Below are 20,611 nucleotides of genomic sequence, written 5' to 3' on the forward strand. Positions count from 1 at the left end.
CGTGCTCGACATCCTCCTCGTCGTCGCCGCGGGAGTCTGCGCCGGCGCCGTGAACACCGCCGTGGGCTCCGGCTCGCTCATCACGTACCCGGCGCTGCTCCTCGCCGGGCTGCCGCCGGTCGTGGCGAACGTGACGAACACCATCGGCCTGACCCCCGGCTCCGTCATGGGTGCGGTCGCCTTCCGGAAGGAGCTGCGCGCACACCGCCGGATCCTCGCCGTGCTGCTGCCCGTCGCGATCGCAGGCGGGGTGATCGGTGCGGCGCTGCTGCGCATCCTCCCCTCCGACGTCTTCCGGTTCGCGGTCCCGGTGCTGGTGATCGGAGCGGCGGTGCTCGTCGGCGTGCAGCCGCTCCTCCGGCGCCGCGCCTCTTCGCCGGAGTCGCCGCGATGGGCAGCCCTCGTCGCCGCCGTCGCCGCCGCGAGCATCTATGGCGGGTACTTCAGCGCCGCGCAGGGCATCCTGCTGCTCGGCATCCTCGGCGTCCTCCTCGGCGGGGAGCTGGTGGTGCAGAACGCGCTCAAGAACGCGCTCCAGGCGGTGGTGAATCTCGTCGCCGCGGTCTTCTTCCTCCTCACCTCGCCGTTCCACGCCGGATTCGTGCTGTGCGTCGCCGCGGGAGCGCTCGCCGGGGCCCCGCTCGGTGCGTGGTTGTCACGCCGGATCCCCGAGCGCGCGTTCCGGATGTCGGTCGTGGTCTTCGGGATCGCGGTGGGCCTGATCCTGGCGCTTCAAGCCGCCGGTGTACTCTGACGCGAGGCCGCTCCGCATCTGGAACGGCCCGAAGCGGCGTGGCGAGCAGGTTCGATCGTCCGTCCGCAAGGGGGTTGATGCCTCGCTCTCCGGCGCACACACTACGGAGGGAGGTCGTCGATGTCAGTGCGAGTGAGTGTGGTGGTCCCGGTGTACAACCCGGGGACGGCGATCGATGAGCTGATCGCGTCTCTCGACAGGCAGACGCTCGCGCAGGACAGGTTCGAGCTGCTGCTGTGCGACGACGGATCGGATGCCGAGACGCAGGAGAAGCTCGCGCTCATCGCTCGCGACCGCCCCTACGTGCGCGTCGCGAACCTGCCGCACTCCGGCTGGCCCGGCACGCCCCGCAACCACGGCATCGACAACGCCGCGGGCACCTACCTGCAGTTCGTCGACCAGGACGACCACCTCTTCCCCGAGGCGCTGGAGCGCCTGTGCGACTACGCCGACGCGCACGCCTCGGATGTCGTCATCGGACGTGAGGTCGGCGTCGGCCGCAGCCTGCCGAAGCAGATCTTCCGCCGCGACCTCCCCCGCGCCACGCTCGGCAAGGACCCGATCCTCGAGCTCCTCACCCCGCACAAGATGTTCCGCACGGCGTTCCTGCGGGAGAACGGCATCCGCTTCCCCGACGGCCGCGTGCGGCTGGAAGACCACCTCTTCGTGATGCAGGCGTACTTCGCGGCCGAGACGATCTCCGTGCTCGCGAGCGTGCCCTGCTACGCGTGGGTCAAGCACCCGGGCAGCGCGAGCTCGTCGCGCATCGACCCCGAGACCTACTTCCCGCACCTCGAGACGGTGCTCGACGTCGTCGAGGCGCACACCGAGCCGGGGCGACTGCGCGACCGTCTTCTGCGCCACTGGTATCGCGGGAAGATCCTCAAGCGGCTCTCGGCGAAGCAGATGTCCCGGTACCCGGACGAGTATCGCCAGCGGTTCCTCGACGTCGTGCAGCCGCTCGCCGAGCGCCGGTTCGGCCCGGGTGTGGACGCCGGGCTCGCCTTCCCGCACCGCGTGCGCTCCGCGCTGCTCCGCGCCGACCGCCGAGACGACCTGCTCCGCCTGGCGCAGTTCGAGACGCAGGTCGAGTGCCGTGCCGACGTCGTGTCGGCGCGATGGACCCGCGGCGGTGGCCTCGCGCTCACCGTGCGGGTGCACCTGGTCCACGAGGGCGAGGAGGCGCTCGTCTTCACTCCGGCGAATGCCGACGGCATCCGCACCTGGCGGCCGCCGTCCTGGTTGGAGGATCTCGCCCCGGCGTTGACCGACGCGAGCCGCGATCTTCGCGACGACCGGGTCGAGCTGTACCTCCGCGCCGGGGACGCGGCCGAGGAGCGGCGCCTCGCCGGCCGAGGAGCACGCGACCTCGCCGCCGTGAAGGTGTCGATCGACCCCCTCAAGGCGTTCGGCCCCGACGACGAGACACGACGGGCGGAGCTGCGCGTGCACGTGCGACACGCGGGCTGGTCGTTCGACGCACCGCTCACGGCGGATGCGGCCGTGCTCGCCGAGGCAGGGCGCTCGCCCTTCCTCGCCGGCCGGCGCATCGAGCTGCGCGCGGGGGAGGACGGCGTCGTCGAGCTCCGCCGCGAGTGGCCCGGCGGTCGTCTCCGCGACGCCGCCGGCCGCACGGTCCGTCGCCTGCGCGCGCTTCTCCGCCGCTGAGCCCGGGTCCCGGTCGGCGGATGCCGGGTGGACGAGAGACGGTCAGCGTTCGGCGGACCGGGGGCCCAGCACGCGCAGCGTCGACAGGGCCGTCAGCAGGCCTGCGCCATCGGAGGCCAGCGCGTACTGCTCGACCTCCTGCTCCAGGCGGGCGAGGTGCTCGTGCATGCGCTCGCGAGCGGCGTCGGCGTCGCCGTTGCGGATCGCTTCGTAGAGGCGGCGATGCTCCGCGGCGGAATCGGCCAAGGTCCCGCGGCTCGACGTGATGAGATCCAAGGCGTCCTCGACACGCTCCACCGCGGGCGCGGTCATGCTCTCGATGAGCGCCTCGAACATGGGACTCTGGGCTGCCCGTGCGACGAGCAGGTGCATCTGCATGCCGACGGTTCGGTACCCGAGGGCGCCGGTCCGGGCAGCGTCCTCGTGCGCGACGACTTCGCTGGCGAGAGCGGACATGTGGTCGTCGTCGCGGCGGAGAGCAGCCAGGTAGGCCGCCTCTCCCTCGATCACTCGACGAGCCCTCAGCCAGTCGAGCAGCTCCGACACCGACCGGAGCTCGAGCGCGCGGTCGAAGGTCTCGTCTCGTCGAGCCTGAAGACGACGGAGCTCGAAAGCCTCGCGCCCGGTGGTCGTGAGCACGCGGCCCTTCCGTCCGACCGCGCGCGTGAATCCGAGAGCGTCGAGTCTGGCGAGCATGCGAGAGACGCTGGCCTCGCTGATGCGCACGCCGTTCTCCTCCAGCATCCGCAGCGCGATGCGTGCGCCGACCGGATGCTCTTGATCGCCGATCGACATCAGCAAGGTCAACTCATCCGGGAGGAGTTCGGACAGTCCGGCCGTGTCGATCGCGCTCATCGGTGATTGCTCGCTGCCCTTCGGTTGAGAGCCCATACTATTATCCGTCATACTGGGTATACGTTCCGCAGATATGAGGAACATGATGGATGGAGGAAAGATGACGGACCAGACAGAAGTCGTGCACTCGCTGGACAACGACGAGCTGATCGAGCTCTATCGTGCTGCCGGCTTCGGAGGCCGTGTGGGTTGGGGGCGCAAGGCGGCCGTCCTCGTGATCGACATGGCCGGGACGTGGACCGAACCCGAGGCGATGATCGGCTCGGATCTCCGTGGCGTCACCGCGGAGATCAAGCGAGTGCTCGATGCGGCTCGCGCGGCCGAAGCGCCCGTGATCTTCACCACCATGGCCTACGACCCGAGCTTCTCCGACGTCACCAAGGTCAGCCGATTGAAGACCCCGCACGCCGAGAAGATGATCCGTGGGCAGGCCAGCGCACAGGTGATCCCGGAGCTGGAGCGTCGCCCCGACGAGGCCTTGATCGAGAAGCCGCGGGCGAGTGCGTTCCGCAACACCAATCTGGTCAGCGTGCTCGTGGACCAGGGAGTCGACACCGTCGTCATCGTCGGCTGTTCGACCAGCGGCTGCATTCGCTCGACCGCCGAGAGCGCGGTCGATCTGGGATTCCACGCTCTGGTTCCGCGTGAGGCCGTCGGCGACCGCTCGGCCTCCGCACACGTCGCGAACCTGTTCGACATCGATCAGCGGTACGCAGACGTCGTCGGCGTCGACGACGTGATCGCCCACTTCGCGGAACGCGACTGATGCGGGTCGTGGTCACCGGCGCCCGAGGGTTCGTCGGTCGGGCTCTCATCCGTCAGTTGGAGAGCGCCGGTGGCCACGAGATCCGACCGGTGGACTCCGAGCTCGACCTGCGAGACGAAGCGGCTGTGCGTCGTCTGCTCGAGGATGCTCGTCCCGATGTCGTGATCCACCTGGGCGGTGTCTCCGGGCCGATGGTCGCCGCTGACGACCCGGTCCGCGTGACGGCGGTGAACGCGGTCGGGACGATCACGGTCCTCGATGCGGCTGCTGCCCTCGATCGCCCGCCGCTCGTGATCGTGGCGTCCAGCATCGCGGCAGTCGAGCAGGCCCTGACCGGGCCGCGCACCGTCTATGCGGCCACCAAGCGATTCGTGGAGGACGCGGCAGGGGCGTTCCGCGCTCGGGGTGTGCGCGTGATCGCAGCACGTCTGGGCTCGGTGTACGGGCCCGGTCGCTCGACCGACCACGTCGTCGACCGACTGGCTCGTTCCATCCTGCGAGACGGTGAAGCGGTATACGACCCGGAGGTGCTCGAGCCGCTCGTCCACGTCGACGACGTCGCTCGCCTGATCCTCGGTCTGGTGACGGCCGCGGCGCGCCAACGGCTCTCCGAGACGTACACCTTCGTCCAGGCGCTCGTGCCGCATGAGGAGATCGCGCGAACGGTCGCTGCTGCCCTCGGGAAGACCGTCATGACGCGGCACACGCTCGGGACGCGGTTGCGGTGGACCGAGCCCTTGGACAGCAGGGCGCTGCTGCGCGACACGGGCATGGCCTTCGCGGTGCCGCTCTCGGAGGGCCTCGCGCGCACCGCGTCGTCTGTCACAGCATGACATCGCCGCTGTTCGGGCCCAGCGTCTGCCCGGTGTAGAGATCTCCGCCCGGGCTGCTGGCGAGGAGCAGGACCGAGGGCACCACCTCTTCCGGGGTGCCGAAGCGGGGGATGACGAGTTCGGCGAGCTTGCCCGCACGCCAGTCGTCCGTGACCTCGCCCATCAGTCGTGTCTGGATCGGCCCGGGGGCGACGCAGTTCACGGTGATGCCGTGCCGGCCGACCTCGCGTGCGACCGACTTGGAGAACGCGATCACTCCGGCCTTCGCTGCGGCATAGTGCGCGTGCTCCTCGCTCCCCTTCTGTCCGACCTGTGAGGAGATCGAGATGACGCGGCCTCCGCCTGCCGCGATCATGTGCGGGAGCACCGCGCGCGTCGGCAGGAACACGCCGGTGAGGTTGACGTCGAGCATGCGCTGCCATTGCTCCAGAGAGATGTCCACCACTGGTGCGGGAGTGGAGATGCCCGCATTGTTGACGAGCACATCGACTCGGCCGTGTCGTGCCAGCGCCGTGTCGACCAACGCGGCGGACGTCTCCTCCCGGGCGATGTCCCCGTGCACCAGGTCGACCTGGGCCCCGAGAGCGCGGAGCTCGTCGGCGAACCCCTGCATATCGTGCGAGGAGTCGATCAGGTGGTTGAGGATCAGGTGGGATCCGGCTCGTGCGAAGGCGAGTGGGATCTCACGGCCCATGCCGGGGCCGCTGCCGGCTCCCGTGACGATGACGACGCGATCGCGCAGGCTTTCGAACATCAGCTCCTCCTCCCGACCTCACCGAGGCCGCTTGTCCTGCCGTGAATGTATCATCAATGACACATGTCTCTTGCTTTCGACGAATAGGAGTTGCGGTGCGGACAGCTAACCACGGTGTCGATGTCGTCATCCGAGGAGGTCGGGTCGTCACGGACTCGACCGAGGGTGCCTTCGACATCGGAATCGCAGACGGTGTCATCGCGGCGATCGGCGAGCCGGGCTCCGTCGTCGCGGACGAAGTGATCGACGCGTCGGGATGCGTCGTGATCCCGGGCGGCATCGACCCGCACACGCACATCCAGTGGCCCCTCGCCAACGGGGGAACGGCCCAGGACACCTTCGAGTCCGCGACCCGACGCGCCGCCGCCTGGGGCACCACCACGCTCGTGGACTTCGTGCCTGGCGCCCCCGGATCACTCCTCGCCGCCGCGGATCGCCGACTCGGCCAGGCGGAGGGCGCGGTCATCGACTACTCGCTCCACCCCGTGGTGACCGAGCTGAACGAGAGCACGATCGCAGAGATCCCCGCGCTGATCGAGCGCGGTCTCGCGTCGTTCAAGGTGTACACGACCTACGGCTCCCGTCTCGAGAGCGCCGACATCCGGCGCTTCATCCGCGTAGCGGGCGAGGCCGGCGGCCTGCCCGGCTTCCACGCGGAGCACCATGCGCTGCTCGAGGATGCGCTCGCCGCCACTCGGAAGCTCCGCGGGACCCGTATCGGCGACTTCCCGGCGAGTCGACCGGGGCACACGGAGGCCGCATCGATCCGCGAGATCACGGGCTACGCCGAGGAGTTCGGAAGCCCGGTGTACATCTATCACGCCTCGGGTCTCGATGCCCTGAGGCAGATCGAGGAGGCCCGAGCGGCCGGCACGGACGTCCGTGCCGAGACCTGTGCGCACTACCTCGTGTACGACGACTCGGTGTATGCCGGCGCCGACGGATGGAAGTACGTGATCACACCTCCCATCCGGCCGGAGGCGGACAGGGAGGGCATGTGGCGCGCCGTTGCCGACGGGCGGCTGGACGCCGTGGCATCCGATCACTGCGCGTACTCCGTCGCGGACAAGGCCGCAGGGTTCGAGGACTTCACCGCCATGGAGCCGGGTGCGCCGGGCATCGCCTCGCGCATGCCTCTGCTCTGGGACCGCGGGGTGCGGTCGGGCAGGCTCAGCCTGCGACAGTTCGTCGACATCAACTCCACGCGCCCTGCCGCGGCGCTCGGCCTCACCGCGAAGGGGCGGATCGCGATCGGCGCCGACGCCGACATCGTCGTGTGGGATCCCGACGGCGAATGGACGTGGGATGCCGCGTCCGACTCGACCTCGAACGGCACCGATTACGACATCTACGACGGGCTCAGCGGTCGGGGGCGCCCGCGCGTCACGCTCAGCCGTGGCCGCCGCGTCGGCGGCTCGGGCGCCACTCCACCGCGCGGCTCGGGGCGATTCGTCCCCCAGCGCATCCAGTGACCACTCAGAAAGGAAGATCATGACCCGCATCAGCGCCATCTCCACTCCGGACGCGACGAGTCCCGCTGCCACCTACTCCCAGGCCATCGACCTCGGAGACCTGGTGTTCACCGCCGGTCAGGTGGGCGCCACGCCCGACGGCAGACTCGGCGGCACGCTCGCCGAGCAGGTGAACCTCGCCGTCGACAACCTGGAAGCGGTGCTCGCCGCGGCCGGCACCTCGCTGTCGAACGTGGTGAAGACCACGTGCTTCCTCGCCGACGTGGCCGACTTCCCCGAGTTCGACGCGGTCTATCGCGCGCGCTTCGGGGAGCCGTTCCCGGCCCGCAGTACGGTCGGCGTCGCCTTCGGCGGCGAGGGACTGCTCGTCGAGATCGAGGCGATCGCCGTCAAGTGATCGGCTTGCGAACGCCCGCCCACCCCGTGTGGGCGGGCGTTCTTCATGCGTGCGGACTGTCGTGCCTGACAGATGTTTCGACCGTGTAACGCTCATATCAATGGTGTGTTGAGGAGCGTCTGTCGCTATTGACACACCATCCTCATTCGTGTCAGTGTTCCTGCACGTACCCGGATCGAGGAGACCACGTGTCCATCAGCCACACCACGCACACGCTCGACAACGCCGAGCTTCGGAATTTCTACGAGAAGGCGGGCTTTCGCGGCCGAGTCGGCTGGGGAGAGCGGCCCGCCCTCCTCGTCATCGACATGGCCGGGGCCTGGACGTCCCCCGAAGAGATGCTCGGCTCGGATCTCTCGGCAGTCGAGGACCACATCGTGGAGCTGCTCGGCGCCGCCCGCCGGGCTGGCCTGCCGATCATCTTCACGACCATGGCCTGGGACCCGAGTCTCTCGGAGATCGGCAAGGTGATCCGTCGCAAGACGACCCACAGCGTGCACATGCTCCACGGGAGTACCAACGTCGAGCTCCGTCCCCGCATGGACCGGCGTCCTGAGGAACCGCTCGTCGTCAAGCCCCGAGCTTCCGCCTTCTACGGCACCAACGTCGACGGAATGCTGATCTCGGCCAAGGCCGACACGGTGATCGTCGTCGGGTGCAGCACGAGCGGCTGCATCCGTGCCACGGCGGAGAGCGCCTTCAATCGCGGCTTCCACGTGATCGTGCCGGCCGAGGCTGTCGGAGATCGTTCGCAGACTGCGCATCAGGGGAACCTCTTCGACATCGACGCGCGCTACGGCGATGTCGAACCGGTGGCGGATGTGCTCGACACCCTCCGCGCCCTTCCCGCGAGGGCCGACGCGTGACAACCTCCGTGCTGCCGCTCCTGGAGGTGCGCGGCATCCGCAAGTCCTTCGGGCACGTCAAGGCGGTGCGCGGAGCCGGCCTCTCGGTCGCCAGGGGGGAGGTCGTCGCCGTCGTGGGCGACAACGGCGCCGGCAAGAGCACCTTCGTCTCCTGCATCTCCGGCGCCGTCGAGCCCGATGCGGGAGAGGTGCTGCTCGAAGGACGCAGCCTCGAGCTCGGGAGCATCCTCGCCTCGATGGCTGCCGGCATCGCGACCGTCTATCAGGATCTGGCGATGGCGCCGGACCTGTCGGTCGCCGAGAACATCTTCCTCTCCACAGAGCTGCGTCGCCCCGGGCTCGCCGGAAGGCTGGGACTCATCGATCACCGGCGCATGCGCAGCGAGGCGCGTGCGCTGGTCGACGGCTTGGGGATCACGACGCTGGGAGATGTAGGGGCTCCCGTCGGGTCGCTCTCGGGCGGGCAGCGCCAGGTCGTCGCCGTCGCGCGCGCGATCGCCCGGGCCGGGAAGCTGGTCATCCTCGACGAACCCACCGCGGCTCTCGGGGCGCGTCAGTCGCAGATGGTGCTGGACACGATCACCGCCGCGAGCGGCCGAGGACTCGGCGTCCTCCTGATCTCCCACGACCTCCCCCGAGTGATCGAGGTCGCCGACCGCATCGTGGTCCTTCGGTTCGGGGAAGTGGTGGCCGACGTGTCTCCGCGCGGACTGACCGTGAGCAACGTCGTCGCGCTCATGCTCGGCGAGCAGAACACCGCCGATCTTCCGACGATCGCGTCGGACAGCCGAGAGGACGACCGATGACCGCTCCGACCATGACCGGACCGCACACCGCCGGCGGCCCCGGAGATGCCCTGGGCCGCGTCGCCCGCTCCACGACGACCTACGTCGCGGCAGCCGTTCTCGTGCTCGTCCTCGTCTTCGCCGTCGCGACGGGAGGCAACTTCCTCAGCATCACGAACCTGCAATCCGTCGGCCGGAACAGCGCCGGGCTGATCCTCCTCGCCGTCGGTCTCGCATATGTGCTCGGAGCCGGGCACATCGATCTGAGTGTCGGGGCGACGCTGGTGCTCGCCAGCGTCGTGTCGGCGAAGACCACCGTGGCGCTCACGGCGGGTGGAGGCGACCCCGCGATCGCGGCCGTCGTCGGCGCCCTCCTCGGAGTCGCAGCCGGTGCCGTGGTCGGTGCGGTCAACGGCGTCCTGGTGACACGACTGCGCATCAGTTCCTTCGTGGTGACTCTCGGCACCATGGGGGTGGGACTCGGGCTCGCCCAGGTGATCACCAACGGCTCGAACGTCGCAGGTCTGCCGCAGTCGCTGCAGCTCGACTTCGGGATCGCGACGGCGCTCGGCATACCGCTTCCCCTCCTCCTCGCCGTCGCCGTCACGATCGTGGCTGCTGTCGTGCTGTCGCAGACCGCGGTCGGCCGGCACGCGCTCGCGATCGGCTCCTCGGAACCGGGAGCGCGACGAGCGGGCGTCCGAGTCGAACGCACGACGATCGTCGTCTTCGTCCTCTCCGGAGCGCTCGCCGGGTTGGCGGGCTTCCTCGACATCACGAGGTTCGGGACGACAGCGCTCTCGGGCCACGAGACGACCATGCTCCAGGCGCTGTCCGCTGTCATCATCGGCGGAACCAGTCTCTTCGGCGGACGCGCCTCCGTGGTCGGAGCCGCCGTGGCCACCTTCATCCCGACCCTCCTGCTCGCGGGATTCGTGATGATCGGCGTCTCGTCGTTCTATCAGGGCATCGCCATCGGCGTGGTGCTCATCCTCGCCGTCTGGATCGATCGCGTCCGTCGTCCGAAGCAGGCGCCGCGATGACCGAGATCCTTTCCACCCGAAGTCCACACCCACAGGAGAGAACCATGAAGCGAATCGTCACAACGTCCGTCGCCACGGCTGTCGCCGTGCTCGTCCTCGCGGGATGTTCGAGCGGCACCCCCGACGCGGCCGAGCCCGTCGACGGGCCGATCTCGGTCTCGCTGCTCACGACGTACAACGGGCTGCCGTTCTACACGGCGATGCAGTGCGGCGCCGAGGATGCCGCCGACGAACTGGGCGGCGACATCACGATCAGTGTCGACGGCCCGTCCCGAGGCATGAACGCCGCCGACCAGATCCCGGTGCTCGAGGGAGTGGTCAATCGCGGACCGGACGGCATCATCTTCGTCCCCGCCGATCCGGTGGCCATGCAGGCACCGCTGCAGAGCGCCGTCAATGCCGGCATCCAGGTCGTGACCACCGATGCGACGCTCGACACCGAGATCGCCCTGGCGCAGTTCCACGGGGACAACGAGGCGGGCGGGAAGCTGGCCGCCGACCGTCTGATCGAGGTGGCGGGCGACAGGGCGGGCAAGGTGCTCGTCCTGGACAACCGCCCTGGGCTGCCCATCACGAACGAACGAGCGGACGGCTTCATCGACGCCCTCAGCGCCGCTGACACCGAACTCGAGATCCTCGAGGTGCAGTACTTCGAGGATGATCCGACGAAGGCAGCGACGATCGTGCAGAGCTCCCTCGAGGCGAACCCCGACATCGTTGGCATCTTCGCGACATCGGAGGCCGGAGCGACGGGCACGGTGTCGGGTCTGCAGGGAACGGGCGCGGAAGACGTCTCCGTGATCGCGTACGACGCCGGTCCGACACTCGTGGATGCGCTGCGCGCCGGGCAGCTGGACGCGCTCGTCGCGCAGGGGTCGTACACCCAGGGATACGACGCCCTCATCGCGCTCGTCCGGTCGATCCGAGGGGAGGAGAAGCCCGAGCAGTTCGATAACATCGTCGACAACGCTCTGGTGACGGCTGACAACGTCGACGACCCGGAGATCGCCAAGTTGCTGTATCCGGATAGCTGCTCGTAGACCGAGGAGTCCCGCGTCGTCGTCAGAAAGGAGCGGGTCCCGATGACACGCTCCGCCAGCCAGTCGCTGGAACCGCGCGAGCTCGAGCTGCTGCTGCTGATCGCAGCAGCAGCCGAGCCCCTCGGTGCCCGTGAGCTGAGCCGTCGGCTCGCGGACGGGGGGCGGGTCTCGGAATCGACGATGAACCGCCTTCTCAGGCGGCTCGACGAGCAGGGACTGACCCGTTCGCAGGCAGGCCGCGGGCGGGTGCTCTCGCCCGCGGGACGCGCCCTTGCCGACCAGGCGACCAGGGAACAGCGCTGGCACGACAATCTGAGTCAGCTCGAGATCAAGACGTTGGACGACGTCCGGGATCTGGTGGTCGCACGCCGCGCCCTCGAGAGGGAGATCGTGCGTTCGGCGGCCCTCTCGGCCGAGCCGTCCGACGTCATGGCGCTGCGTCGGTACCTCGTGCAGCACGAGGACTCGATCGAGTCCGAACGGGACCGCCGGGTCGCCGCCGTGGAGTTCCACCGCCAGCTCGCCCGGTCCTGCCCGAACCGGATGCTCCGCGCGTCGGCGATGGTCCTGTTCGACCCCCGGTTCGACGTGCTCGAGCAGGTGTTGGACATCGTGACAGCAGGGCGCGGCCGTACCGAGGCGAGCCCTCATGAGCACGACGCGATCGTCGACGCCATTGAGGCACGGGATCCGGATGCTGCGGAGGCGGCGATGCTTCAGCACCTGGACCGGCTGAGCGAAGACCTGTCCGCCGAGACATCGGCCAGCACTGCGCTCGCGATCGAACTGTTCCTGCGCAGCCAGCCCGCCCCGCGCATCTGACGACACGGGGTTGCGGGGTGACGCCTTCGCGCCGTACGTTGATTCCGACGCACGTTCCGCATATTTGATGAAGCTCTATCCCGATTGGAGTCTCCATGTCGACGTCGACAGGCATCGTCTCGCACCAAGCCCTCGGGCTCGATAACCCCGATCTCCGCCCCCTCCGCCGCTCCGAGCGCACCTGGACGTGGTGGAACTACTCGACGATCTGGATGGGCATCGTCCACAACCTCGTCGCCTGGCAGGTCGCAGCCAACCTCATCGCCATCGGGATGAGCTTCTGGGAGGCACTCGCGTGTGTGGTGAGCGCGTACCTGCTCGCCTTCCTCGCGATCCTCGCGAACTCGGTGCTCGGAGCGAAGTACGGCCTCTCCTTCCCGGTTCTCATCCGCGCGGCGTTCGGTCGCCATGGCGCTCAGATCCCGGTCTTCCTGCGCGCATTCGTCGCGATCTTCTGGTTCGCCGTGCACATCTACATCGGAAGCAAGGCGATCGGCTTGATCCTGTCGTCCGCGATCCCCGGGTACGCCGAACTCGCTCAGGCCAACGTCCTCGGAATGGGCGTGGACGTCCTCATCGCCTTCGTCATCTGCTGGCTGGTGCACGCCTGGGTCCTCACGCACGGCATCGGCGCGGTGAAGCGGTTCGAGGCATGGGCGGGGCCGACGATCATGGTCCTCGCGATCGGGCTGGTGATCTGGGCGGCTGTCGCGGCGGGGAGCTTCGGGGCGCTGTTCGACTCGCCCACCACCATCGCCAGGCCGGACTTCTGGCCAACGTTCTTCCTGTCGATGACCGCTCTGATCGGCACGGTGGCGACGCTCGTGCTCAACATCTCCGACCTGACCCGGTTCTCCCGGTCGCAGCGCGACCAGTCGATCGGACAGGGCATCGGCTTCCCGTTGATGTTCTTCTTCTTCTCGCTGATGGCGCTCTGGGTCGCCGTGGGCACGAAGGTGGCGTACGGAGAGGTGATCTCGGACCCGATCGAGATCCTGGCCCGGTTCGACAACCCGGCGATCGGGATCTTCTCGGCCCTGTGCATCCTGGTCTCCACAGTCTCGGTGAATGTCGCCACGAACGGCGTGTCGGTGGGCTTCGATCTCACCAACCTCTTTCCCCGATGGCTCACGTTCTCCCGGTCCGGGATCATCGCGATCGTGGCGGCGATCGCCTTCGTCCCGTGGCTCTGGTACGGACAGTTCGACATCGTCGAGACGATCCTCGGCGCGATCGGCGCCACCATGGGGCCGATCGCGGGGATCATGCTCGTCGACTACTACTTCGTCCGTCGACGGGATTACGACACTGCCTCGCTGTTCACCGAGTCGCCGTCCGGCGTCTACGCCTTCCGGAACGGGTGGAACGCTCGCGCTCTCATCGCGTTCGCGTTGGGGGCAGGACTCGCTCTCGTCGGGCTGTTCGTTCCGGCGCTGTCTGGCCTCTACGCGTTCAACTGGTTCCTGGGCATCGCGGCCGCCGGTCTCGTCTACGGCCTGCTCATGCTCCCGTATCGGTCCCTCCCCACGCGATCCCGCGCTCGATTCACCGATGTCGATCCGGCAGCTGTCCAGGACGACGGCGACGTCGCGCAGGAGGCGGAGGTCGCCGACCCCGTGAGGTGACACGGCTCCACCTGCGGCACAGCTCCGCAAGACGGCCCACCGGCGTTCGCGCCCGGTGGGCCGTTCTGCGTCGTCCGGGATGCCGAGCGCGCCCGCGGACGCGGGACAAGGCCGCTCCGTGTCTATTGACACCGTTCCCAATCTGCGCAAGAGTACCTGTGTGGGAACGTTCCACATTTCGTCCCGAGGGCGATCCGACGAATGAGAAAGCGGTAGCGATGAGCGACTTGATCCCGGTTCCCGACGACTTCGAGGCCTGCGTGCAGCACGCCATCGACCAGGACGGCAAGGCTCGTTCGCTGGTCGACCGGGCGGTCGAGCGCGGCGTCGAGAGGGTCTACCTGGTCGGCTGCGGAGGCTCGCACTTCGGCACCTACCCCGCCTTCGATCTGCTCGACCGCTACGCGCCCGGCCTCGTGACACAGCGCATCACGAGCGCGGAGCTCACCTCGCGTGCGCCGATCGGACTGGACGAGAAGGCGCTCGTCGTCGCCGCCTCGCACTCGGGCAACACTCCCGAGACCGTCGCCGCGGCCGAGTTCGCCAAGAGCCGGGGCGCGCTCGTGGCGGGCATCTCCCGCCAGGGCGAGAACGGACTCTCTCGCATCGGCGATGTGCACCTCGACTACCCCGACACGATCTCGATCACCGAACCCAAGCTCGTGCACAACGAGCAGATCGCCGCGGCTCTCCTCGATGCCTACGGCGCACCCGAGAAGGCCGCGCAACTGCGGGCGGGGCTTCCCGCGCTCCCCGGTGCGCTGCGCGCCGTCAAGGACGAGGTCGCCGAGGCGGGCGAGCGCGTCGCCGACCTGCTCTCCGCACCCGATGCGCCGCTGAGCTACATCGTCGGCGGGGGCCCGGCTTACGGCATGGCGAAGATGATGGCCTGGTGCTACTTCCAGGAGATGAGCTGGATGAACTCTGCCGCGATCAACGCCGGCGACTTCTTCCACGGCCCGCTCGAGATGGTGCTCGAGGACACGACCGTGGTGACCCTCGTCGCCGAGGACGCGAGCCGTGGACTGGGAGAGCGCGTGATCGCGTTCGCGGAGAAGCAGACCCGCAACTCCGCCGCCGTCGACACCGCGACCTTCAGCCTTCCGGGCGTCCCGGCGGAGTCGCGCGCGGACCTGAGCGTCCTCGCGCTGATGAGCGCGGAGCGCCGCGTGCTCGACCATGTCGCCGCGCGCCGCGGACACGACACGTCGCAGCGCCGCTACATGTACAAGATCGCCTACTGAGCGCGGGCGGAGAGCATCCGATGAGAGTTCTCGGGGCCGGCGACAACGTCGTCGACCGTTACCTGCATCAGGCCATGATGTATCCCGGCGGCAACGCCGTGAACGTCGCGGTCTTCGCTGCGCGTCTCGGCGCCCGGGCGGGCTACCTCGGCGTCCTCGGAGACGACACTGCGGGGCGCCAGGTCCTCCGCGCGCTCGAGGCCGAGCACGTCGACACCTCGCTCACCCGCGTGGTCCACGGCCCGAACGCCACGGCAGATGTCGAGCTCGTCGGCAACGACCGCGTCTTCCTCCGTTCGGATCGCACCACGGCCCTCTTCGACCTCGAGCCGGAGCAGCTCGACGCCATGGCCGCCTACGACGTGGTGCACACCGGCTACGCGGGGCCGCTGCTGGCCCGGGTGCCGGAGATCGCGGAGCGCGCACGGGTGTCGTTCGACTTCGGCAGCCGGTTCGACGAGGGGGCGGCTCTCCCGCACCTGCGCCATCTGCACCTGGCGAGCTTCTCGGGCGGTCACCTGAGCGAGCAGGAGGCCCGGGGCCTCGTCGGCCGCGCGCTGGATGCCGGGGCCGAGCACGCGCTCGTGACACTGGGCGCCGCCGGGGCGCTGCTCGGCTCGTCCGAGGGCATCCGCCACCAGGAGGCCGACCGGGTGAACGTGCGCGACACGCTCGGCGCCGGAGACGCGTTCATCGCGGGTGTCCTCGTGGGCCTCGGCACCGGTCGCAGCATCCGATCCACGCTGGTGGCGGCGAGCGCGCAGGCGGCTCAGGTCTGCCAGGTGAACGGCGCCTTCGAGCATGGAATCCCGTTCGACGCCGAGGCGGTGCGCCGCCAGCATGCGACGAGCGACGAGAGCAACGACGACCAGGAAGCGGTGACGGCATGACCCTGCGCATCGGAGTGGACACGGGTGGAACCTTCACCGACGTCTGCGCGTTCGACGAGGAGACCGGGCGCGTGCATGTGCGCAAGGTCTCGAGCACCCCTGATGACCCGGGTCGGGCCATCGTCCAGGGCGTGACGGAGATCCTCGACCAGATCGGCGGACGCTCGATCGACGAGGTGGGGTACTTCGCCCACGGGACGACAGTCGGAACCAACGCACTCCTCACCGGGCGCGGCGCACGGACCGGCCTGATCACCACGCGCGGCTTCCGTGACCTGCTCGAACTCGGCCGCGGTCGCCGCCCCAGCATGTACGACCCGCAGGCGGACAAGCCCACCCCGCAGGTGCCCCGGCATCTGCGCATGGAGGTCACCGAGCGCGTGCGGCACACGGGCGCGGTCGAGACCCCGCTCGACGAGGCCGACGTGCGTCGGGCGGTGCGTGAGCTGAAGGCCGCAGGCGTGGACTCGATCGCGGTCTGCCTCCTCTACAGCTACCTCAACGCGGATCACGAGCGGCGCATCGCCGAGATCATCCGCGAGGAGATGCCCGAGGTGTACGTCTCCCTCTCCTGCGACGTGCTGCCGGAGTTCCGCGAGTACGAGCGCCTGTCGACCGTCGTCACGAACTCCTACGTCGGACCGGTCGTGGCGAACTACCTCGCGCGGCTGCGTCAGGTGCTCGCCGACCGGGGGCTGACCGCGGTCCCGCACGTCACGCAGAGCAACGGCGGCGTGATCCCGTTCTCGACCGCCGAGTCCCTGCCGGTGCGGCTGGTGCTCTCCGGGCCCAGCACGGGCGTGGTCGGTGCGGCGCAGATCTGTTCCGCTGCGGGCTACGACGACATCATCACCTTCGACATGGGCGGCACGTCGTCCGACATCTCCCTCGTGCAGGAGGGCCGCCCCAAGGTGACCGCGGGCATGGAGCTGGACGGCCGCCCGGTGCGATCGCCCATGCTGGACATCCACACGGTCGGCGCCGGCGGCGGGTCCATCGCCTGGATCGACAGCGGGGGCCATCTGCGCGTGGGTCCGCAGAGCGCCGGCGCCTTCCCCGGGCCGGCCTGCTACGGCAACGGGACCGAGGCAGCGGTGACCGACGCGAACGTCGTGCTGCGGATGCTCAACCCGGAATACCTGCTGAACGGCCAGATGAAGATCGATCGTTCGGCGTCCGTCGCTGCCGTGCAGCGGCTCGCCGAGCCGCTCGGTCTCTCCGTGGAGGAGACGGCCCTCGGCATCCTGCGCGTCGTCACCGCCAACATGGCGCGGGCGATCCGCGTGGTCAGCGTGCAGCGCGGGTACGATCCCCGCGAGTACGCCCTGGTCCCGTTCGGCGGCGCCGGTCCGCTGCACGCCTCCCGCCTGGCCAGGGAGCTGGGCATGCGCACCATGGTGGTGCCCGAGATCCCGGGCGCCCAGTCGGCGCTCGGCCTGCTGATGACCGATGTGAAGACCGACTTCATGCGCACGCTCATCACGGGCGTCGACGACACCACGGCAGCGGCGGTGGATGCCGTGTTCGACGAGCTCGAGGATCGGGCGACCGAGTGGTTCGTCGAGGAGGAGGTCGACGAGGACGGCCGTGCTCTCCGCCGCCGCATGGACCTGCGCTACCGCGGTCAGAACTTCGAGCTGGCCGTCGATGTTCCCGAGGGGCATCGCTTCGGCGACGACGGCGCGGATGCCGTCATCGAGCTGTTCCACGAGGCCCATGAGCGCGTGTACGGCTACCGATCAGAGGACGCAGCGGTGGAGGTGGTGACCTTCCGTCTCGAGGCGTCCGGTTCGGCCGCCCACGTCGACCTCCGCCGTGACGAGGTCGGCTCGTCCGATCCGTCCGGCGCGATCGTCGAGACGCGGAGCACGTGCTTCGATCCCGCCGAGGGCTACGTCGACACCCCGGTGTTCGACCGCGCCCGCCTCACGCCCGGTGACGTCGTCGCCGGCCCGGCCATCGTGGAGCAGATGGACACCACGACCGTCCTGCTGCCGGGAGACGTGTGCCGCGTGGACGCCTACCGCAACCTCATCGTGGAGATCGGAGAGCAGAAGTGACCGCCATCGAGTTGGATCCCGTGCTCGTCGAGGTCGTGGGCTCCGCCCTCTCGACCATCGTCGAGGAGATGAGCGAGACGCTGGTGAAGGCCGCGTTCTCGCCGAACATCAAGGAGCGCCGAGACTGCACGGCGAGCCTGTTCGATGCGGAGGGCCGGGCGATCGCCCAGGACGAGGGCGGATCGCCCCTGCACCTGGGCTCGCTCATGGGCATCGTCGCCGCGCTGCGCGCGCAGTATCCGCTCGACCAGATCCGTCCGGGGGACGTGTTCATCGGCAACGATCCGTACACGGGCGGAGGGTCCCACCTCCCGGACATCGTCCTCGCGACGCCCATCTTCGTCGATGACGAGCTGGCAGCGTGGGCGGCGACGCTCGCGCACCACGCCGACTTCGGCGACCGTGGTCACGCGCACATCTTCCAGGAGGCGATCCGCATCCCTCCCGTGCATCTGGTGCGCGAGGGCGTGCGGCAGGAGGAGCTGCTGCAGCTCATCCTGCTGAACTGCCAAGTCCCGGAGGAGCGGATCGCCGACCTCCGCGCGCAGGAGGCCGCGCTCCGCGTGGCCGTCACGCGGTACCGCGAGCTCTGCGAGCGCAACGGGGCCGACGTCGTCCGTGCGATCGGCGCCGAGCTGCTGGACTACACCGAGCGCCGCACCCGCGCGGCGATCGCGGAGTTCCCCGACGGCGAGTACACGTTCGAGGACCGCTTCGACTGCCCGGAGCTGGACGACGAGCTGACGCTGCGCGTGCGCATCGTCGTCTCCGGCGACCGGATGCTGTTCGACTTCGCCGGGAACCCGCCGCAGGTGCGCGCGAGCGTCAACGTCGTGTGGACCGGTCTGTACGCGGCCGTCTACTACACGATCAAGACGCTCATCGACCCGGACATCGCGCCCAACGCGGGCCTGTACCGCCCGGTCACGATCGAGGCGCCGGAGGGGTCGATCATCAACTGCTCGGCCCCCGCAGCGGTGAACGGCCGCAGCGAGACCTGCCAGCGCATCGTCGATCTGATCCAGGGCGCCCTGGCTCCCGCCGTGCCGGAGCGGATCACGGGCGCCTCGAACGGGGCCAACACCGGTGTGCACTTCTCGGGGCACGACCCCGCGCGGGGTGGCGACTTCGTGTACCTCGAGACGATCGGCGGCGGCAGCGGGGCGCGCTACAACAAGGACGGACTCGACGGCGTGCAGGTGCACATGACCAACACGTCGAACCTCCCCGTCGAGAGCCTCGAGACCGAGTACCCGCTGATGGTCGAGGCGTACGAGTTCATCGAGGACTCGGGAGGGACCGGGGAGCACCGCGGCGGCATGGGGATCCGCCGCCGCATCCGCGCCGAGGCCGAGGACGTGCACTTCTGGCTGGACACCAGCCGTCAGAAGTCGCAGCCGTGGGGAGTGTTCGGCGGAGGTCCGGGCGCATCGGCGCGGTGCGTGCTCAGCGAAGACGCCACGCCGATCGACCACGGCTACACCGTCCTGCAGCCGGGGCATTGGGCGTCGATCGAGACGGCGGGCGCCGGAGGCTACGGCGATCCTGCCGCCCGTCCGGACGACGCCCTCGAGGCCGACGTCCGCGACGGACGGGTGTCGGAGGAGACCGCCCGGCGGTATCGGGACTGAGCGGTCGCGTCAGAGGGGGGCGGCGGAACCGCGCACCAGGAGCTCGGCAGCGAGCATCTGGCGGCGCGGTTCCGTCGTTCCGCCGCGGATGATTCCGACCAGCGTGGTCGTCGCGGTGGCACCCAGGCGCTGACGCGGCTGCTCGATCACGCTGACGGCCGGCTGCACCATGGTCGTCCAGTCCTGGTCGTCGAATCCGATGAAGGACAGGTCGTCGGGGAGCGACAGACCGTGGGAGCGGATGCCCCGATAGGTGCCGGAGCTGAGCACGGTGTCGGTCGCGTGGATCGCCGTGACGTCGGGACCGTCCGCGAGGAAGGCCTCGACCGCCTTCTGCGATTCCCCCGTGGTGTAGCCGGTGGAGATGATCAGATCGTCGTCGATGTCGACGCCCGCACGGGTCAGCGCGCGCAGGTAGCCGACGAGACGCTGCGCGGACGGCCGGAGCATCGAGACGTCGGCATCCTCCCCGCGGCGCAGCGCGAAGCCCTGCAGCGTCGAATCGACCTGGGACGCCTCGGTCACCAGGGCGATCCGCCGATGCCCGTCCGCGAGGAGGGCGTTGATCGCCCGTTCCGTGGCGTCGACATGATCGACCGAGACCAGGGGCAGGTCTTCGAGCCCCGGCATGCGGCGGTCGAGCAGCACGATGGGCATGCCCTCGCCGGCGAGGCGGAGGAGCGCGGTCGGCTCGGGCTGGAACACCGGGGCGATCACGATGCCGTCGACCCGCTGCTCGGCGAGGAGCTCGAGGGAGCGCGCCTCGATGTCGGCGTCGTTGTCGGTGTTGCTGACGAGCACCTCGAATCCCGCGGCGCGCGCCGTGTCGGTCAGCCCCCGCAGCACCGCGGAGAAGAACGGGAGCGCGACGTCCGGCACCACGATGCCGATCGTGTTGGTCGCCCCGGACTTCATCGCGCGCGCGAGCTGATTGGGGCGGTAGCCGAGACGGTCGGCGGCCTCCAGCACCTTCTTGCGCGTCACATCACTGGCCGAGCCGTTCTGAGCGAGAACGCGGGCCGCTGCCGATTTCGACACACCGGCCGCTCGGGCCACGTCGATGATCGTCACTGCTCGCGCCATGCGTGCTCCCTCATAGGTCGATG

The 20,611-nt window shown here is 69.2% G+C and carries 19 protein-coding genes; 16 read left to right on the plus strand and 3 right to left on the minus strand.

The features are described 5' to 3' along the window. The first annotated feature begins 1 nt into the window (after nt 1). Both AB3M82_RS08575 and AB3M82_RS08580 read left to right on the plus strand, forming a co-directional pair. Nucleotides 2–754 carry a sulfite exporter TauE/SafE family protein gene (locus tag AB3M82_RS08575; protein WP_412957068.1) on the plus strand — a complete coding sequence of 251 codons (753 nt, stop codon included), beginning with the start codon at nt 2–4 and terminating at the stop codon, nt 752–754. Nucleotides 755–874: 120 nt separating this feature from the next. Continuing rightward, entirely contained in the window at nt 875–2,422 is a 1,548-nt protein-coding gene (locus tag AB3M82_RS08580; RefSeq protein ID WP_412957069.1) for a glycosyltransferase, read from the plus strand. A 42-nt stretch (nt 2,423–2,464) separates the two neighbouring features. Here the strand turns inward: AB3M82_RS08580 and AB3M82_RS08585 are convergent, their stop codons facing one another. Then, nucleotides 2,465–3,277, minus strand: coding sequence for an FCD domain-containing protein (locus tag AB3M82_RS08585; RefSeq protein ID WP_412957071.1), 813 nt, complete (start codon nt 3,275–3,277; stop codon nt 2,465–2,467). Nucleotides 3,278–3,377: 100 nt separating this feature from the next. Here AB3M82_RS08585 and AB3M82_RS08590 point away from each other — a divergent pair, with 100 nt between their 5' ends. Beyond that, nucleotides 3,378–4,043 (plus strand): isochorismatase family protein, encoded by a 666-nt coding sequence (locus AB3M82_RS08590; RefSeq protein ID WP_412957072.1) that lies wholly within the window; start codon nt 3,378–3,380, stop codon nt 4,041–4,043. Continuing rightward, a complete protein-coding gene (locus AB3M82_RS08595; protein ID WP_412957074.1) occupies nt 4,043–4,876 on the plus strand; it encodes an NAD-dependent epimerase/dehydratase family protein in 834 nt (277 codons plus the stop codon). The genes AB3M82_RS08590 and AB3M82_RS08595 overlap by 1 nt, the downstream gene beginning before the upstream one ends. On the opposite strand, the gene AB3M82_RS08600 is transcribed toward AB3M82_RS08595, so the two are convergent. Beyond that, nucleotides 4,866–5,630, minus strand: a complete 765-nt coding sequence (locus AB3M82_RS08600; protein WP_412957077.1) for an SDR family NAD(P)-dependent oxidoreductase — start codon at nt 5,628–5,630, stop codon at nt 4,866–4,868. The genes AB3M82_RS08595 and AB3M82_RS08600 overlap by 11 nt on opposite strands. A 95-nt stretch (nt 5,631–5,725) precedes the next feature. On the opposite strand from AB3M82_RS08600, the gene AB3M82_RS08605 reads away from it, so the two are divergent. From AB3M82_RS08605 to AB3M82_RS08660, 12 genes are all read left to right on the plus strand, one after another. Then, nucleotides 5,726–7,102: an amidohydrolase family protein gene (locus tag AB3M82_RS08605; protein WP_412957080.1), complete on the plus strand. Its 1,377-nt coding sequence runs from the start codon at nt 5,726–5,728 to the stop codon at nt 7,100–7,102. 19 nt (nt 7,103–7,121) lie between these two features. Then, nucleotides 7,122–7,499 carry a RidA family protein gene (locus tag AB3M82_RS08610; RefSeq protein ID WP_101844460.1) on the plus strand — a complete coding sequence of 126 codons (378 nt, stop codon included), beginning with the start codon at nt 7,122–7,124 and terminating at the stop codon, nt 7,497–7,499. A 188-nt stretch (nt 7,500–7,687) separates the two neighbouring features. Continuing rightward, on the plus strand, nt 7,688–8,365 hold the full coding sequence (locus AB3M82_RS08615) for an isochorismatase family protein (RefSeq protein WP_412957082.1): 678 nt from the start codon (nt 7,688–7,690) through the stop codon (nt 8,363–8,365). Continuing rightward, complete coding sequence (locus AB3M82_RS08620; RefSeq protein WP_412957084.1) at nt 8,362–9,171, plus strand: ATP-binding cassette domain-containing protein; 810 nt, start codon at nt 8,362–8,364, stop codon at nt 9,169–9,171. Before AB3M82_RS08615 ends, AB3M82_RS08620 begins: the two co-directional genes overlap by 4 nt. Then, nucleotides 9,168–10,193, plus strand: a complete 1,026-nt coding sequence (locus AB3M82_RS08625; RefSeq protein ID WP_412957085.1) for an ABC transporter permease — start codon at nt 9,168–9,170, stop codon at nt 10,191–10,193. The genes AB3M82_RS08620 and AB3M82_RS08625 overlap by 4 nt, the downstream gene beginning before the upstream one ends. 44 nt (nt 10,194–10,237) lie before the next feature. After that, nucleotides 10,238–11,233 carry an ABC transporter substrate-binding protein gene (locus AB3M82_RS08630; protein WP_412957088.1) on the plus strand — a complete coding sequence of 332 codons (996 nt, stop codon included), beginning with the start codon at nt 10,238–10,240 and terminating at the stop codon, nt 11,231–11,233. Nucleotides 11,234–11,275: 42 nt separating this feature from the next. Then, complete coding sequence (locus tag AB3M82_RS08635) at nt 11,276–12,055, plus strand: FadR/GntR family transcriptional regulator (protein ID WP_412957090.1); 780 nt, start codon at nt 11,276–11,278, stop codon at nt 12,053–12,055. Between the two features lie 95 nt (nt 12,056–12,150). Beyond that, nucleotides 12,151–13,680 carry an NCS1 family nucleobase:cation symporter-1 gene (locus AB3M82_RS08640; RefSeq protein ID WP_412957092.1) on the plus strand — a complete coding sequence of 510 codons (1,530 nt, stop codon included), beginning with the start codon at nt 12,151–12,153 and terminating at the stop codon, nt 13,678–13,680. Nucleotides 13,681–13,898: 218 nt separating this feature from the next. Beyond that, nucleotides 13,899–14,924, plus strand: coding sequence for an SIS domain-containing protein (locus tag AB3M82_RS08645; RefSeq protein ID WP_412957094.1), 1,026 nt, complete (start codon nt 13,899–13,901; stop codon nt 14,922–14,924). A gap of 20 nt (nt 14,925–14,944) precedes the next feature. Next, nucleotides 14,945–15,814 (plus strand): PfkB family carbohydrate kinase, encoded by an 870-nt coding sequence (locus AB3M82_RS08650; RefSeq protein WP_412957095.1) that lies wholly within the window; start codon nt 14,945–14,947, stop codon nt 15,812–15,814. Continuing rightward, entirely contained in the window at nt 15,811–17,874 is a 2,064-nt protein-coding gene (locus AB3M82_RS08655; RefSeq protein WP_412957096.1) for a hydantoinase/oxoprolinase family protein, read from the plus strand. Before AB3M82_RS08650 ends, AB3M82_RS08655 begins: the two co-directional genes overlap by 4 nt. After that, on the plus strand, nt 17,871–19,505 hold the full coding sequence (locus AB3M82_RS08660) for a hydantoinase B/oxoprolinase family protein (RefSeq protein WP_412957097.1): 1,635 nt from the start codon (nt 17,871–17,873) through the stop codon (nt 19,503–19,505). Before AB3M82_RS08655 ends, AB3M82_RS08660 begins: the two co-directional genes overlap by 4 nt. A gap of 9 nt (nt 19,506–19,514) precedes the next feature. On the opposite strand, the gene AB3M82_RS08665 is transcribed toward AB3M82_RS08660, so the two are convergent. Beyond that, complete coding sequence (locus tag AB3M82_RS08665; RefSeq protein WP_412957098.1) at nt 19,515–20,588, minus strand: LacI family DNA-binding transcriptional regulator; 1,074 nt, start codon at nt 20,586–20,588, stop codon at nt 19,515–19,517. Nucleotides 20,589–20,611 lie beyond the last annotated feature (23 nt).

It is taken from the genome of Microbacterium californiense (genome assembly GCF_047246625.1).
Taxonomy (GTDB): domain Bacteria; phylum Actinomycetota; class Actinomycetes; order Actinomycetales; family Microbacteriaceae; genus Microbacterium.

What these genes read in the sequence shown, in the direction of transcription:
- AB3M82_RS08580 (WP_412957069.1), top strand. Translation starts at nt 875, where the DNA reads ATGTCAGTGCGAGTGAGTGTGGTGGTCCCGGTGTACAACCCGGGGACG.
- AB3M82_RS08585 (WP_412957071.1), bottom strand. Translation starts at nt 3,277, where the DNA reads ATGAGCGCGATCGACACGGCCGGACTGTCCGAACTCCTCCCGGATGAG.
- AB3M82_RS08590 (WP_412957072.1), top strand. Translation starts at nt 3,378, where the DNA reads ATGACGGACCAGACAGAAGTCGTGCACTCGCTGGACAACGACGAGCTG.
- AB3M82_RS08595 (WP_412957074.1), top strand. Translation starts at nt 4,043, where the DNA reads ATGCGGGTCGTGGTCACCGGCGCCCGAGGGTTCGTCGGTCGGGCTCTC.
- AB3M82_RS08600 (WP_412957077.1), bottom strand. Translation starts at nt 5,630, where the DNA reads ATGTTCGAAAGCCTGCGCGATCGCGTCGTCATCGTCACGGGAGCCGGC.
- AB3M82_RS08610 (WP_101844460.1), top strand. Translation starts at nt 7,122, where the DNA reads ATGACCCGCATCAGCGCCATCTCCACTCCGGACGCGACGAGTCCCGCT.
- AB3M82_RS08625 (WP_412957085.1), top strand. Translation starts at nt 9,168, where the DNA reads ATGACCGCTCCGACCATGACCGGACCGCACACCGCCGGCGGCCCCGGA.
- AB3M82_RS08630 (WP_412957088.1), top strand. Translation starts at nt 10,238, where the DNA reads ATGAAGCGAATCGTCACAACGTCCGTCGCCACGGCTGTCGCCGTGCTC.
- AB3M82_RS08635 (WP_412957090.1), top strand. Translation starts at nt 11,276, where the DNA reads ATGACACGCTCCGCCAGCCAGTCGCTGGAACCGCGCGAGCTCGAGCTG.
- AB3M82_RS08640 (WP_412957092.1), top strand. Translation starts at nt 12,151, where the DNA reads ATGTCGACGTCGACAGGCATCGTCTCGCACCAAGCCCTCGGGCTCGAT.
- AB3M82_RS08645 (WP_412957094.1), top strand. Translation starts at nt 13,899, where the DNA reads ATGAGCGACTTGATCCCGGTTCCCGACGACTTCGAGGCCTGCGTGCAG.
- AB3M82_RS08650 (WP_412957095.1), top strand. Translation starts at nt 14,945, where the DNA reads ATGAGAGTTCTCGGGGCCGGCGACAACGTCGTCGACCGTTACCTGCAT.
- AB3M82_RS08655 (WP_412957096.1), top strand. Translation starts at nt 15,811, where the DNA reads ATGACCCTGCGCATCGGAGTGGACACGGGTGGAACCTTCACCGACGTC.
- AB3M82_RS08665 (WP_412957098.1), bottom strand. Translation starts at nt 20,588, where the DNA reads ATGGCGCGAGCAGTGACGATCATCGACGTGGCCCGAGCGGCCGGTGTG.